A 15,192-nucleotide genomic window follows, 5' to 3' on the forward strand; every position below is an offset into this window, starting at 1 on the left:
GTTTAAAGTAATCTCTCACTTCATTACGGATAAAATTCAAATGGACAGAATTTTAATCGGTTTTCTCACTGCCGTTTCTTTATTCACCGCCGGAGTTTCCGCCGCCAATCCCACTCAGGATACGCCCCGCGCCGAACATGCCCCGCCCCCGATGACCGGTCAAACCGTTGCTACTCAAGGCGCGATCACGGTCGACCAGGTAAAAATCAATTATCAGGCGCAAACCGGGGTGCTGGAATTGAGTAAAGAGGATCCGGAAGATCCCGTGACCGGCATGTTCTATGTTGCGTATTTCAAAAAGAATGAGAATAAGAACGAAAGCAGGCCGATTACCTTTATCTACAACGGCGGGCCGGGCTCCGCCTCGCTGTGGCTGCATATGGGGGCGCTGGGGCCTAAACGGGTTATCGCTACTCAGCCAGAGAAAACACAGCTGGCGCCTTACCAACTCACCGATAACCAATACAGTCTGCTCAACGTCAGCGATCTGGTGTTTATCGATGCCCCCGGAACGGGTTACAGCCGCTTTTCCAGCAGTGCCGCCAGCCAGCCGGAGAGAGCGCAGCAAAAAGCACAGAGTGCCAGCAACGTCTATGGCGTCAACGGTGATGCTCAGGCTTTTTCTCAATTTATCGTTCAGTTTTTAACGCATTACCAACGCTGGAACTCACCTAAATATTTATTGGGTGAAAGCTACGGCACTACCCGCTCGGTGGTATTGGCCGAGACGCTAAAAAATCAGAATATCGATCTTAACGGTATTATCCTGATGTCGCAGTTTCTGAACTACGACAATAACGTCGACGATCCCAATCAAAACCCCGGCGTCGATCAACCTTACTATCTGGCGCTCCCAACCTACGCAGCCAGCGCATGGTACCACCAGCGGCTGCCGGGCAAACACCAGAGCCTGAAAACCCTGTTAGACCAGGCCGAGCAGTTTGCGCTGGGGACTTATGCCCCAGCCTTGCTGCAAGGTACCAATCTGCCTGAAAAAGATCGCCAAACGCTCGCCGAGCAGCTTTACCAATTTACCGGCATTCCGGCCGATTATTGGCTCAAGGCCAATTTGCGCCTGAGTGGACCGGTCTTCGCCAAGCAACTGTTGCGCAGCCAAGACGAGACCATTGGCAGAATCGATACCCGCTATCGTGGGCCGTCGCTGGATAATATCGCTGAAACGTCCAACTACGATCCCAACGTCAGTGCAATTACTTCCGCCTACGTCGCGCAATTCCACGATTATCTTGGCAAAACGCTGCATTTTAGCGCCGACCAAAACTATCGCGCATTTTCCAATGAGGTCTATGACTGGAACATGTCCAGCAACAGCCGGGACAGATCATTTAACGTGTTGCCGAACCTGTCGCGAGTGATGAAAATGACTCCGACAATGAGAGTGATGGTGATTGGCGGGGTTTACGACCTGGCCACCCCTTACTTCGTCGCCAAATATGAGATGAGCCATCTGCCCGTGTCGCCCAAATTACGCGACAATATCCGTTTCTATTGGTATGACACCGGGCATATGCCGTACGTGGATGAACTATCGCTTAAAAAGATGCACGCGGATTTAACTGCATTTATCAGCGAAAAGCCCTGATGCGGCATTAGCCACCGAAGAGAGGGATACCTTGCCCGAAAGCAGGGTATCGCTTGGTTAATCCAGCTTGTTCTCTTTCAGGAAACCTTCCCCACCCAACTGGCGCATTTGGCGCATAATCCACTGCTGTCGCTGCGCCACATAACCGGACGGCGCATCGGCCCTGAAGCGATGCGGATTCGGCAATACCGCCGCCAGCAGCGCCGCTTCGGCCGCGGTCAGGCGCTTGGCCGGCTTATGGAAAAAGCGCTGTGAAGCCTCTTCCACGCCGAACACCCCGTCGCCGAACTCCACGATGTTCAGATACACCGTCAGAATACGCCGCTTGGTCCACACCAGCTCGATGCCCGACGTCAGCCCGGCCTCCAATCCTTTGCGCAGCCAGCTGCGGCCATCCCACAAAAACAGGTTCTTGGCGGTCTGCTGCGACAGCGTGGACGCGCCGCGAATGCGCGTCGGGCGCTTCTCGTTGTGACTGAGCGCCTTTTCAATGGCCGCCACATCGAAGCCCCAATGGTCTGGAAACTTCTGATCTTCCGCCGCCATCACCGCCAGCGCCATCTGCGGCGAAATGTCGTCCATCGACACCCAGTCCGAATGAGCGACGTAGCCGAAGTCGCCGCTCAGCCAGGCGCCGACCTGCCGCTCCACCATCACGGCGGAAAACGGCACCGGCAGGAAGGCGAAGGCCACAATGCCCAACACCCACAGGCCGATAATCGCGATGACGCCGCGTTTCAGCCAATACCACGGACGCAGCCGCCGCCATCCGCCGACCGATTTACTCATTCAGCCAGTTCCAGCACCCGCGCCACCAGTTTATCGATGCCGACGGCCGCCTGCGCGATCGACGGCGCCAGCATATAGGCTGGCGTGGTCACGATCTTGTGCTCGCTGTCCACCACGATGTCGTCCACCGGGCAAATCACCGGCTCGCCGCCCATGGCGTCAATCACTTCTCCCAGGTCGGGATCGTTGCCAATGGTCAGCCGCGCTTGTTGATCGAGCAGCTTCGGCAACAGCGCCGGTGCGATGCACATCAGGCCAATTGGTTTGTTGGCCTTATGCATCTCGCGCGTCAGACGCGCCAACGCTTCATCGACCCAACATTCCGCGCCGGCCTCGGCGAAATTGCTGAGATTCTTGGCGGCGCCAAAGCCGCCGGGCACAATCAGCGCATCCAGCTGCGCGGCCTCGGCCAGCGCCAACGGCTGCACTGCGCCGCGGGCAATGCGCGCCGATTCAATCAGGACGTTGCGCGATTCCGCCATCTCCTCACCAGATAAGTGATTAATAACATGGCGTTGCGGTTTATCAGGCGCAAAACACACCGCCTGCGCGCCGGCACGGTCCAGCGCCAGCAGCGTCAGCACCGCTTCGTGGATCTCCGTACCGTCATAAACGCCGCTGCCGCTGAGGACTACACCCACCTTTTTCATCACTCTTCCTCCTGTCGCTGCTGTCAACTGGTTCGTGCTCGGAGTTGACAAACACTAATCTACATCACACATTTTAATGAATCTTCTAACAAGAGCGCTTACATTTGCTATGTTGTTGGCTGTATGATGTTTAGGAATTCGCTACAACCTGCTCGACCAGAACACTGAAACCAATACGCAGGTTCACAATTTCCCTGGTGTTGGCGCAATATTCGCGCACCCCGGCTCACGTCGGGGTCATTTTTTTTCAGCGTTCTCTACCCAAGCCCGCAGTACCTGCACGTCGTTGCGCCACTCTTGCTTCAGCTCATCTACCCAGTCCTGCACGTTATCCCACCAGGCCGGCAGCGTCGGCGTTTGAATCTGTTGCGCCAACTGCTGCAGGTGACGCAGGCCGACCGAACCGGCGGCGCCCTTGATCTTGTGCCCTTCCTCGGTGATGCCTTTCTGATCGCGCGCCGTCATGTTGGAATCCAGCACCGCCAGATAACCCGGCATCATCTGTTCGAACATCTCCAGACTTTGATGGATCAACTGCGGGCCAACCAGGTCCATGTACTGCTCCAGCATCGCGGTATCGAGTAACGACTCATTAATCTGCATCGCCTTGTGCTCCGTTTTCTTAGAAGTGTGAGAAGGTTGATGATCCCAATAGTGTTTGATGACCTTGGTCAGCGCCGGCACCGACAGCGGCTTGCTCAGCACATCGTCCATGCCCGCCTCGAGATACTCTTTTTTGTCTTTCAGCACGTTGGCGGTCAGGGCCACCAACGGCGGCAGCGCCTGTCCGGCGTAACGCTCACGCAGCGCCCGGGCAATATCCAGCCCGGTCATGTCCGGCAGTTGGATGTCCAGCAGCACCAGATCGAACTCGTCCGGATCGAACATCGCCAGCGCGTCGTGGCCGTTCATCGCCACCTCGACGCTGTTGCCCAGCTTCTCCAGCACCGAGCGCGCCACTATCACGTTCAGTTCGATATCTTCCACCAGCAGAATGTGCAGCGCCGGCAACGGCAGCTCCTCTTCCTCCGGCGCCGCGCTGACGGCTTCCTGCACCGCCGGCGCCTTGATGGTCAAAGTGAAGCAAGAACCGTGCCCTTGTTCGCTGCGCACGGTAATGTCGCCGCCCATGCTCTGCGCCAGCCGTTTGGAGACCGCCAGCCCGATGCCGGTGCCGGTGGCCGGACGGCCGCCGCGCTGATCTTTCACCTGATAATACATGGCGAAGATCTTGTCCTGCTCGTCCTGCGGGATGCCCATGCCCGAGTCTTCCACTTCGAACACCAGCTTCTCCTGCGCCTCGCGCCGCACGCGCACCACAATTTGCCCCTGCTGGGTAAATTTCACCGCGTTGCCGATCAGATTCCACAAGATCTGCCGCAGGCGCGTGCCGTCGGTCACGATCTGCTGCGGCAGCGGCGTCTGCGGCTCCATGATGAACTGCAGCCCTTTCGGCTGCGCCAGCAGGCCCGAGAGGTTCTCCAGATCCGCCAGGAAACCGGTGAAGTCCACCGGCTGGTTGTCGAGCTGCACCTTGCGCCGCTCGAGCTTGTCCATTTCGATAATGTCGTTGAAGATATTGCCGAGGGTGATGGCGCTGACGTGAATGGTCTTCAGGTATTTCAGTTGCTCGTCGTTCAGCTCGGTATCAAGCAAAATGCGGCTCAGGCCGACGATGCCGTTAAGCGGCGTACGCAGCTCGTGGCTGATCGTGGAGATAAAGGTGGTCTTCTCCCTGCTGGCGTTCTCCAGCGCGTCCTGGTAGCGCTTACGCTCGGTAATATCGCGGCCGAAGCCCATCAGCCCGTGGCGTTTGCCCACCCGGTCGTAAAACGGAACCTTGCGCAGCTCGAAACAGGCTTTGCGGCCGTCGGGATACACCAGCCACTGTTCGTAGGTCAGCGAGACGTTATGGCGGAACACCTTCTCGTCGGTCTCAATGACCTTTTCGGCGATCTCCTGGCCGTAGACGTCGAACGGCGTCAGGCCGATCAGCTGCTTCTCGCTTTTGCCGGTCAGCAGTTCCATCGCGCGGTTACAGCCGGAAAACTCTTTGTCTTCGTTGCGGTAGTAGACCAAATCCGGCGAGGCATCGAGGAAGGAACGCAGCAGCGCCGATTGCTGGCCCAGCTCAATCTGCGCCTGCTCGCGCTGCTCCATCTCTTCCGTCAGCTTTTCCATCACCTGCAGGCGCTCTTCTTCCGCTTTGATACGGTCGGCGATCTCCTGATTCAGCTGGCTGATATTGTCTTTGAGCTGCTGATTAAGCTCCAGATCGCGGTGGCGCATCTCTTCCAGCTTGTCCACCAGCCGCGCCAGCCGTTGGCGCGACTCTTCCAGCTGTTCCACCACCACCGAGAGAAAGTAGACCGCCCACGGGGTGATCAACAGACCGAAGAAGATTGAACGCACCACGTCGATGCTTTCCACTTCGCCGCGCAGCAGCATGGTCACCGCCATCTGCACCACCATCGCCAGCACCACCAGCGCCGAGGCCAGCAGCAGCGAGAAGCGCACCAACCCCAGTTTCACCATTAAATCAACGTAGTACTGGGCCAACACCCGGATTTGCTTCATAGCGGCTCCCATCAGACACAATCTTTTGAATCATACCGTAAAACCGCGATGAGATAAGGCGGCAAACGCCGAAGTGTGGCAAAGATTGCACTTCAGAGCGGCATTCCGGGACGGTAGCGCCGCTTTTCATCCAGCGCGCTGCCCTGCCCGCCGTATTGCTGCAGATAAGCGCCGACCGCCTGCATGCCGCTCCAGCGGTTTTCGCACCACAGCGGCGCCAGCAGCGTCGGCCGACGGGCGCTGGCGGAAAGACGGTGGTACACCACCTCGCCCGGCGTATGGCGGATCATCTCCCCGGCGCTGGCGGCGTAAGCTTCCAGCGCCAGTTCGGGCAACCTCCCGGCATGCCACGCCCGCACCAGGGTACTGCCGGTGACGACGTGCAGCGGATGCAGTTTGATGCCATCCACGCCGGTCTCCGTCACCCGCTGCAGCGTGAGCAGATGATCGCGCTGAGTTTCTCCCGGCAGCCCGACGATCAGATGGCAGCACACCTTCAGCCCGCGCTGTCGGGCCAGTCGCGCAGTCTGCTGATAACAGCGAAAATCATGGCCGCGGTTGATGCGCTTCAGCGTTTTATCGTGCGCCGTCTGCAGCCCCAGCTCCAGCCACACTTCATAGCCTTGCTCGCGGTATCCCGTCAGCAGATCCAGCGCGGCGGGCGGCACGCAGTCCGGCCGGGTGCCGACGCACAGACCGACCATGGCGCTCTGCGCCAACGCCTGCCGATACATCGTCTCCAGCCGTTCAACCTCCGCATAGGTGCTGGTATAGGCCTGGAAATAGGCCAGATAGCGCCGCGCCCGATCGGCCCGCGCGGCCTGCTGCGCCAGCTGTTCGGCAATGCTTTGGCGTTGCATCGCTTCATCGGCGAACGAGGCGACATTGCAGAACGTACAGCCGCCGCGCCCCAACGTGCCGTCGCGGTTAGGGCAGCTGAATCCGCCGTGCAGCGTGAGTTTATGGATCTTTTCGCCATAGCGGCGCTGGAGATCCGCGCCAAACATATTGACTAATTGCGGCAACTGCATAATCTTGGTGGTTCTCTGTGTTCAAAGCCGCGATGCTAATAAGAAACGGTTTTTCCCGCGATGACAGAGATCAACGCTTTCCCCGCAAGGCGCCATCAGGCATAACTATTCACCATAAACGCAAATCAATTCACTCTAATTCTGATGAATTATTCTAATCGTCACGCAACCGTTAACGGCAATATGACAACACGGTGAAAAATAGTCATAAACATCAGCCAAGCAATATCTTATAGAATAAAATTCTGGCATTACCCTCCGCACTAGCATGGTGCAGAGATTAAGGGGTTGCACTATAGTGAGACAGCTCACACTTCTGCGGGGATCGGCGCTGCCCCACGATAGTGCAAAAATGCATTAAAATACTTATTTTTCAAATAAATAAACATCATCAATTCGATAAGAATCTATCTTAAGCCCACATTTGACCTGCGAATTCTTTCTCGCTAAGTTGGAAGTCCGCTGGAAGCTTTCTGGACGGGCAAACGTCTCGTCATATTTATGCAGTAATTGAAGACTCCCTCTTAAAACAAGTCCTATACCACTTGTGAGACCGTCACGAGAGGCCATTGATGGAGGGCGGAAAAGCAGATTGGCGGGGTTAACTTGCTGATTGGACTTCTGCCTGAAATTGGGAAGCCCCCTCGCAGTAGGTTGTGAGAGTCACGCAGAGCCTGGGGAGGTTCACGATATGTTGTACGATAAATCCCAAGAGAGGGACAACTGTGGTTTCGGCCTGATCGCCCACATAGAAGGCGAACCTAGCCACAAGGTGGTGCGCACCGCCATTCATGCGCTGGCCCGCATGCAGCACCGCGGCGCGATCCTCGCCGACGGCAAGACCGGCGACGGCTGCGGCCTGTTGCTGCAAAAACCCGATCGCTTCTTCCGCATGGTGGCGGAAGAGCGCGGCTGGCGTTTGGCCAAGAACTACGCCGTCGGCATGATGTTCCTCAGCCAGAATGAAGAGGAAGCGCGCCTCAGCCGCCGCATCGTGGAAGAAGAGCTGCAAAACGAAACGCTGTCGATCGTCGGCTGGCGTGAAGTGCCGACCAACCCGGACGTGCTGGGTGAAATCGCCCTCTCTTCCCTGCCGCGCATCGAGCAAATCTTCGTTAACGCCCCGGCCGGCTGGCGCCCGCGCGATATGGAGCGCCGCCTGTTCGTGGCGCGCCGCCGCATCGAGAAACGGGTGCAGGATGACAGCTTCTACGTCTGCAGCTTCTCCAACCTGGTGACGATCTATAAAGGCCTGTGCATGCCTGCGGATCTGCCGCGCTTCTATCTCGATCTGGCGGACCTGCGCCTGGAGTCGGCCATTTGCCTGTTCCACCAGCGCTTCTCCACCAACACCGTGCCGCGCTGGCCGCTGGCTCAGCCGTTCCGCTACCTGGCGCACAACGGCGAAATCAACACCATCACCGGCAACCGCCAGTGGGCGCGCGCCCGTACCTATAAATTCCAAACGCCGCTGATCCCGGATCTGCAGGCCGCCGCGCCGTTCGTCAACGAAACCGGCTCCGACTCCAGCTCGCTGGACAACATGCTGGAGCTGCTGCTGGCGGGCGGGATGGATCTCATCCGCGCCATGCGCCTGCTGGTGCCGCCGGCCTGGCAGAACAACCCCGACATGGACGGCGATCTGCGCGCCTTCTTCGACTTCAACTCGATGCACATGGAGCCGTGGGACGGCCCGGCCGGCATCGTGATGTCCGACGGCCGCTACGCCGCCTGTAACCTCGATCGCAACGGCCTGCGCCCGGCGCGCTACGTGATCACCAAAGACAAGCTGATCACCTGCGCCTCCGAAGTCGGCATCTGGGATTACCAGCCGGATGAAGTGGTGGAAAAAGGCCGCGTCGGCCCCGGCGAGCTGATGGTGATCGACACCCGCAGCGGCCGCATCCTGCACTCGGCGGAAACCGACAACGATCTGAAAAGCCGCCACCCGTATAAAGAGTGGATGGAGAAAAACGTCAAACGCCTGGTGCCGTTCGAAGATCTGCCGGACGATCAGGTCGGCAGCCGCGAGCTCGACGACGCGCAGCTCGAAACCTATCAGAAACAGTTCGGCTACAGCAGTGAAGAGCTGGATCAGGTGATCCGCGTGCTGGGCGAAATTGGCCAGGAAGCCACCGGTTCGATGGGCGACGATACCCCGTTCGCCGTGCTCTCCAGCCGGCCGCGCATCGTTTACGACTATTTCCGCCAGCAGTTCGCGCAGGTCACCAATCCGCCGATCGATCCGCTGCGTGAAGCGCACGTCATGTCGCTGGCCACCAGCATCGGCCGCGAAATGAACGTGTTCTGCGAAGCCGAAGGCCAGGCACACCGCCTGAGCTTCAAATCGCCGATCCTGCTGTACTCCGATTTCAAACAGCTCACCACGCTGGAAGGCGAATACTATCGCGCCGAGACGCTCGATCTGACCTTCGATCCGCAGCAGCAGGATCTGGAGCAGACCATCCGCGCCCTGTGCGACGAAGCGGAACGCAAGGTGCGTGAAGGTGCGGTGCTGTTGGTGCTGTCCGACCGCGCCATCGCGCCCGGCCGCCTGCCGGTGCCTGCTCCGATGGCAGTCGGCGCCGTGCAAACCCGCCTGGTGGAAAAAAGCCTGCGCTGCGACGCCAACCTGATCGTTGAAACCGCCAGCGCCCGCGATCCGCACCACTTCGCCGTACTGCTCGGCTTCGGCGCGACCGCCATCTATCCGTATCTGGCCTATGAAACCCTGGCCAAGCTGGTGGACAGCCAGGCGATCGACAAGAAATACCGCGACGTGATGCTGAACTACCGCAACGGCATTAACAAAGGTCTGTACAAGATCATGTCCAAGATGGGCATTTCGACCATCGCCTCTTACCGCTGCTCCAAGCTGTTCGAAGCGGTCGGCCTGCACCGCGATCTGGCGGATCTGTGCTTCCAGGGCGTGGTCAGCCGCATTGGCGGCGCCAGCTTCAGCGATTTCCAGCAGGATCTGCAGAACCTTTCCAAGCGCGCCTGGCTGAAACGCAAACCGCTGGAGCAAGGCGGCCTGCTGAAATTCGTGCACGGCGGCGAATACCACGCCTACAACCCGGACGTGGTGAACTCGCTGCAAAAAGCGGTACACAGCGGCGAGTACAGCGACTATCAGGCTTACGCCAAGCTGGTGAACGAGCGGCCGGTCGCCATGCTACGCGATCTGCTGGCCATCACGCCGAAAGGCGAACCGATCCCGGTCGATCAGGTCGAACCGGCGGAATCGCTGTTCAAACGCTTCGACACGGCGGCGATGTCGATCGGCGCGCTGAGCCCGGAAGCGCACGAATCACTGGCGATCGCCATGAACGGCCTCGGCGGCTTCTCCAACTCCGGCGAAGGCGGCGAAGATCCGGCGCGCTACCGCACCAACAAGGTGTCGCGCATCAAACAGGTGGCCTCCGGCCGCTTCGGCGTAACGCCGGCCTACCTGGTGAACGCCGACGTGATCCAGATTAAGGTGGCGCAAGGCGCCAAGCCGGGCGAAGGTGGCCAGCTGCCGGGCGACAAAGTCACCCCGTACATCGCCAGACTGCGTTACTCGGTGCCGGGCGTGACGCTGATCTCCCCGCCGCCGCACCACGACATCTACTCGATCGAAGATCTGGCGCAGCTGATCTTCGATCTGAAGCAGGTCAACCCGAAGGCGGTGATCTCGGTGAAACTGGTGTCCGAGCCGGGTGTCGGCACCATCGCCACCGGCGTGGCGAAAGCCTATGCCGATCTTATCACCATCGCCGGTTACGACGGCGGCACCGGCGCCAGCCCGCTGTCCTCGGTGAAATATGCCGGCTGCCCATGGGAACTGGGCCTGGTGGAAACCCAGCAGGCGCTGGTGGCCAACGGTCTGCGCCACAAGATCCGCCTGCAGGTGGACGGCGGCCTGAAAACCGGCGTGGACATCGTCAAAGCGGCGATCCTGGGCGCGGAAAGCTTCGGCTTCGGCACCGGGCCGATGGTGGCGCTGGGCTGCAAATACCTGCGCATCTGCCACCTCAACAACTGCGCGACCGGCGTCGCGACTCAGGACGACAAGCTGCGCCGCGATCACTACCACGGCCTGCCGGAACGCGTGACGAATTACTTCCAGTTTATCGCACGTGAAACCCGCGAGATCATGGCGCAACTGGGCGTGAGCCAGTTGGTGGATCTGATCGGCCGCACCGACTTCCTGACCGAGCTGGACGGCATCTCCGCCAAGCAGAACAAGCTGGATCTGTCGCCGCTGCTGAAAACCGCCACGCCGCATCCGGGCAAAGCGGTGTACTGCACCGAAAGCAGCAACCCGGCGTTCGACAAGGGCCTGCTGAACAAAGAGCTGCTGACGCAGGCGCAGCCGCATATCGAAGCGAAACAGGGTAAAACCTTCTACTTCGACATTCGCAACACTGACCGCTCCGTGGGCGCCATGCTGTCCGGCGCTATCGCCAACGTGCACGGCGATCAGGGCATGGCGGCCGATCCGATCAAGGCGCACTTCTCCGGCACCGCCGGGCAGAGCTTCGGCGTCTGGAACGCCGGCGGCGTCGAGCTGAGCCTGACCGGCGACGCCAACGACTATGTCGGCAAGGGCATGGCCGGCGGCAGCATCGCGGTGCGTCCGCCGATCGGCTCCGCCTTCCGCAGCCATGAAGCCAGCATCGTCGGCAACACCTGCCTGTACGGCGCCACCGGCGGCAAGCTGTTCGCCGCCGGCCGCGCGGGCGAGCGTTTCGCGGTGCGCAACTCCGGCGCCATCACCGTGGTGGAAGGCATCGGCGACAACGGCTGCGAATACATGACCGGCGGCATCGTCTGCGTGCTGGGTAAAACCGGCATCAACTTCGGCGCCGGCATGACCGGCGGCTTCGCCTACGTGCTGGACGAAGACGGCGAGTTCCGCAAGCGCGTGAACCCGGAGCTGGTGGAAGTGCTGGATGTCGATCAGTTGGCGATCCATGAGGAGCATCTGCGCGGCCTGATCACCGAACACGTGCAGGCGACCGGCTCTTCCCGCGCGGAAGAGATCCTGGCCAACTGGCCCGAGTGGGCGCCGAAGTTCGCCCTGGTCAAACCGAAGTCCAGCGATGTCAAAGCGCTGTTGGGTCACCGTAGCCGTTCCGCAGCCGAGCTGCGGGTGCAGGCGCAGTAAGAGGTAGGTCATTAATGAGCCAGAACGTTTATCAATTTATCGACCTGCAGCGTGTTGATCCGCCTAAGAAACCGCTGAAGATCCGCAAAATCGAGTTCGTCGAGATCTACGAACCGTTTTCGGAAACCCAGGCCAAAGCCCAGGCGGACCGCTGTCTGTCCTGCGGCAACCCGTATTGCGAGTGGAAGTGCCCGGTGCACAACTACATCCCGAACTGGCTGAAGCTGGCCAACGAAGGCCGCATCATGGAAGCGGCGGACCTGGCGCATCAGACCAACAGCCTGCCGGAGGTGTGCGGCCGCGTATGCCCGCAGGATCGCCTGTGCGAAGGGTCTTGCACCCTGAACGACGAGTTCGGCGCGGTCACCATCGGCAATATCGAGCGTTACATCAGCGATAAGGCCATCGAAATGGGCTGGAAGCCGGACATGTCGCACGTGCAGCCGACCGGCAAGCGCGTGGCGATCGTCGGTGCCGGCCCCGCCGGGTTGGCCTGCGCTGACGTGCTGACCCGCAACGGCGTCAAAGCGGTGGTGTATGATCGTCATCCTGAGATCGGTGGCCTGCTGACCTTCGGCATCCCGGCCTTCAAGCTGGAAAAGGAAGTGATGGTCAAACGCCGCGGCATCTTCAGCGAGATGGGTATCGAGTTCCAACTGAATACCGAAGTGGGCAAAGACGTCAGCATGGAGACTTTGCTGAGCGAGTACGATGCGGTGTTCCTCGGCGTCGGCACCTATCAATCGATGCGTGGCGGGCTGGAGAATGAGGATGCGCAGGGCGTGTACGACGCGCTGCCGTTCCTGATCGCCAACACCAAGCAGCTGATGGGGTATGAAACCGAGCAGCACGAGCCTTATGTCAGCATGGAAGGCAAACGGGTGGTGGTGCTGGGCGGCGGCGATACCGCCATGGACTGCGTGCGCACCTCGGTGCGTCAGGGCGCGACGCAGGTCACCTGCGCCTACCGCCGCGACGAGGCCAACATGCCGGGCTCCAAGCGCGAAGTGAAGAACGCCCGGGAAGAAGGGGTGGACTTCCAGTTCAACCTGCAGCCGCTGAGCATCGAACTGAACAGCGCCGGCCGCGTGGCCGGGGTGAAAATGGTGCGTACTCAGCTGGGTGCGCCGGATGCCAACGGCCGCCAGGCGGCGGAGCAGGTGCCGGGTTCCGAGCACGTGATCGACGCCGACGCGGTGGTGATGGCGTTCGGCTTCCGCCCACACCGCATGGACTGGCTGGCGGCGCACGACGTGCAGCTCGATAAACAGGGCCGCATCGTGGCGCCGGAAGGCAGCGACAACGCATTCCAGACCAGCAACCCGAAAATCTTCGCCGGTGGCGACGCGGTGCGCGGTTCCGACCTGGTGGTGACGGCGATCGCCGAAGGCCGCAAAGCGGCAGACGGCATCATGAACTACCTGGAAGTGTAAACCTTCCGTACCGCCAAAGGCCCGGCACATTGCCGGGCCTTTGTTTTAACCGGCCACGCTTTGTAACAACCTCCCCCCTCCTCACTGCCTCAACGCGCTATAGTATTGAGTTAGCACCATTGCAGGGCGCGGCTGCGCCTGACACCGAGATAAGGATAGCGAACATGAAATGCTCCATTTCCCTGTTGGCCGGCGCACTGCTGGCCGTCAGTTTCAGCGCCTCAGCCCTGACGCTGGATTCGCAGGAGGTCGGTTACAATATCGAAGCGCGCGGCGCGCGGCCGGTCGTGGCGCAGTTGGGCAAGGCCGGGCAGTTCAGCGCCGTGGAAAACAGCATCCGGTTGGGGGACGACAACTGGATTGCCCTGGCGCCCAAGCTGGCCGGCGGCGGCAATGCCGGATTTACCGCCGGCATTAAATCTGCCCTCTCCGCCGCCCTGATCTACAACCCGGCGGCGGTATTGCAGGCGCTCAACAAAGGCAACGATCTGCCGCTCAATGACATCTGCACCGCGCCGCCGGAAGTGCAAGGCGACACCGCCATCACCAGCTTCCGTGAGCGCGCGGCCCGCGCGCTGTCCACCGTGCGCGTAGGCGATCTCAGCGCGCCGCGCGATGCCTGCATTGCCGCCTTGAAAGGCTGATCCGCTTCGTCCGGGCAAAAAAAAAGCACCCCACGGGGTGCTTTTTCGTTTGTTCACGCGGGCTTATTTCACCACGCGCAGCGCCGGGCGGCCACCGCGCGGCGGCTGCGGCGGTTCGTCGTCCGGGCCGTCATCTTCCGCGGTATCCGGGCGATCGCCGTCGATCACTGACATCAACGTTTCCGAAGGGATCGTCTCATTGTCCAAACCTTCGAACACGCCTTCGCTTTCGTCGTAGGCGGCTTCCGGTTCAAACATCGTGCCGGCGCCGTTCTCACGCGCATAAATCGCCAGCACGGCGGCCATCGGCACCGAGACCTGGCGCGGCACGCCGCCGAAGCGCGCGTTGAACTGCACGTCTTCGTTGCCCAACGCCAGGTTGCCTACCGCGCGCGGCGCGATATTCAACACGATCTGGCCATCGCGCGCGAACTCCATCGGCACCTGAACATCAGGGCGAGTCACGTCGACCACCAGGTGCGGCGTCAGCTGGTTATCCAGCAGCCAGTCATAGAACGCCCGCAGCAGATACGGGCGACGCGGCGTCATCTGAGACATGTCCATCGCGCTTAGCCCCGGGTTTGCAGGCGCATTTCACGCTCGGCTTCGGTCAGGGAAGCCAGGAAAGCGTCGCGTTCGAAGACGCGGGTCATGTAGCCTTTCAGCTCTTTGGAGCCGGCGCCGCTCAACTCGATGCCCAGCTGCGGCAGACGCCACAACAGCGGTGCCAGGTAGCAATCCACCAGGCTGAACTCTTCGCTCATGAAATACGGCGCCTGGCCGAAAATAGGTGCGATCGCCAGCAGCTCTTCACGCAGTTGGCGGCGGGCGGATTCCGCTTCCTGACCGCTGCTCTTCTCGATCTTGTCCATCAGCGAGTACCAGTTCTTCTCGATGCGCAGCATCATCAGACGGCTCTCACCACGGGCAACCGGGTAAACCGGCATCAGCGGCGGGTGCGGGAAGCGCTCATCCAGGTATTCCATGATGATGCGGGATTCATACAGGGTCAGTTCGCGATCGACCAGCGTAGGCACCGTCTGGTAAGGGTTGAGGTCAATCAGATCTTGCGGCAGGTTATCCATTTCGACCTGCTCGATCTCGACGCTGACACCTTTCTCCGCCAGTACGATGCGTACTTGATGGCTAAAAATGTCGGTCGGGCCAGAGAACAGCGTCATTACCGAACGTTTGTTGGCAGCGACAGCCATGAAAACCTCCAAGTTATCTAGAAAATACTGCGAATAGCCAACTGACAGGCTGCTATCCTGAATAATCTTGCCGCAGGCCGGCAGCACGCAGCGCGACCCGAA

General features: G+C 60.1%; 10 protein-coding genes. 4 read left to right on the forward strand and 6 right to left on the reverse strand.

Translation table 11 applies throughout. The features are described from left to right. Positions 1-40: 40 nt before the first annotated feature. Complete coding sequence (locus ACJ8IP_RS17800) at positions 41-1,603, forward strand: S10 family peptidase (protein ID WP_089192280.1); 1,563 nt, start codon at positions 41-43, stop codon at positions 1,601-1,603. A 57-nt stretch (positions 1,604-1,660) separates the two neighbouring features. Here ACJ8IP_RS17800 and mtgA read toward each other — a convergent pair whose 3' ends face one another. From mtgA to ACJ8IP_RS17820, 4 genes are all read right to left on the reverse strand, one after another. Next, entirely contained in the window at positions 1,661-2,392 is a 732-nt protein-coding gene (gene mtgA, locus ACJ8IP_RS17805) for a monofunctional biosynthetic peptidoglycan transglycosylase (protein ID WP_108682052.1), read from the reverse strand. Beyond that, positions 2,389-3,042 carry an isoprenoid biosynthesis glyoxalase ElbB gene (elbB, locus tag ACJ8IP_RS17810; RefSeq protein ID WP_033644510.1) on the reverse strand — a complete coding sequence of 218 codons (654 nt, stop codon included), beginning with the start codon at positions 3,040-3,042 and terminating at the stop codon, positions 2,389-2,391. The genes mtgA and elbB overlap by 4 nt, the downstream gene beginning before the upstream one ends. Before the next feature lie 237 nt (positions 3,043-3,279). Continuing rightward, the gene (arcB, locus tag ACJ8IP_RS17815; protein ID WP_033644509.1) at positions 3,280-5,619 is read right to left on the reverse strand and encodes an aerobic respiration two-component sensor histidine kinase ArcB; all 2,340 of its coding nucleotides are present in this window, start codon (positions 5,617-5,619) and stop codon (positions 3,280-3,282) included. 92 nt (positions 5,620-5,711) lie between these two features. Further along, complete coding sequence (locus ACJ8IP_RS17820) at positions 5,712-6,650, reverse strand: TIGR01212 family radical SAM protein (protein WP_042785426.1); 939 nt, start codon at positions 6,648-6,650, stop codon at positions 5,712-5,714. Between the two features lie 691 nt (positions 6,651-7,341). Here ACJ8IP_RS17820 and gltB point away from each other — a divergent pair. The 3 genes from gltB to ACJ8IP_RS17835 all read left to right on the forward strand — a co-directional run bounded on the left by gltB (position 7,342) and on the right by ACJ8IP_RS17835 (position 13,879). Continuing rightward, positions 7,342-11,802 (forward strand): glutamate synthase large subunit, encoded by a 4,461-nt coding sequence (gltB, locus tag ACJ8IP_RS17825; protein ID WP_164106526.1) that lies wholly within the window; start codon positions 7,342-7,344, stop codon positions 11,800-11,802. Positions 11,803-11,816: 14 nt separating this feature from the next. Next, positions 11,817-13,235 (forward strand): glutamate synthase small subunit, encoded by a 1,419-nt coding sequence (locus ACJ8IP_RS17830; protein WP_033644505.1) that lies wholly within the window; start codon positions 11,817-11,819, stop codon positions 13,233-13,235. A gap of 164 nt (positions 13,236-13,399) precedes the next feature. After that, positions 13,400-13,879, forward strand: a complete 480-nt coding sequence (locus tag ACJ8IP_RS17835; RefSeq protein ID WP_089192284.1) for a hypothetical protein — start codon at positions 13,400-13,402, stop codon at positions 13,877-13,879. 63 nt (positions 13,880-13,942) lie between these two features. Here the strand turns inward: ACJ8IP_RS17835 and sspB are convergent, their stop codons facing one another. Then, positions 13,943-14,443 (reverse strand): ClpXP protease specificity-enhancing factor, encoded by a 501-nt coding sequence (sspB, locus tag ACJ8IP_RS17840; protein WP_025304365.1) that lies wholly within the window; start codon positions 14,441-14,443, stop codon positions 13,943-13,945. 5 nt (positions 14,444-14,448) lie between these two features. Further along, complete coding sequence (gene sspA / locus ACJ8IP_RS17845; protein WP_004937082.1) at positions 14,449-15,090, reverse strand: stringent starvation protein SspA; 642 nt, start codon at positions 15,088-15,090, stop codon at positions 14,449-14,451. Positions 15,091-15,192: the final 102 nt, after the last annotated feature.

Source organism: Serratia sp. CY52157 (assembly GCF_052168495.1).
GTDB classification, from domain to species: domain Bacteria; phylum Pseudomonadota; class Gammaproteobacteria; order Enterobacterales; family Enterobacteriaceae; genus Serratia; species Serratia ureilytica.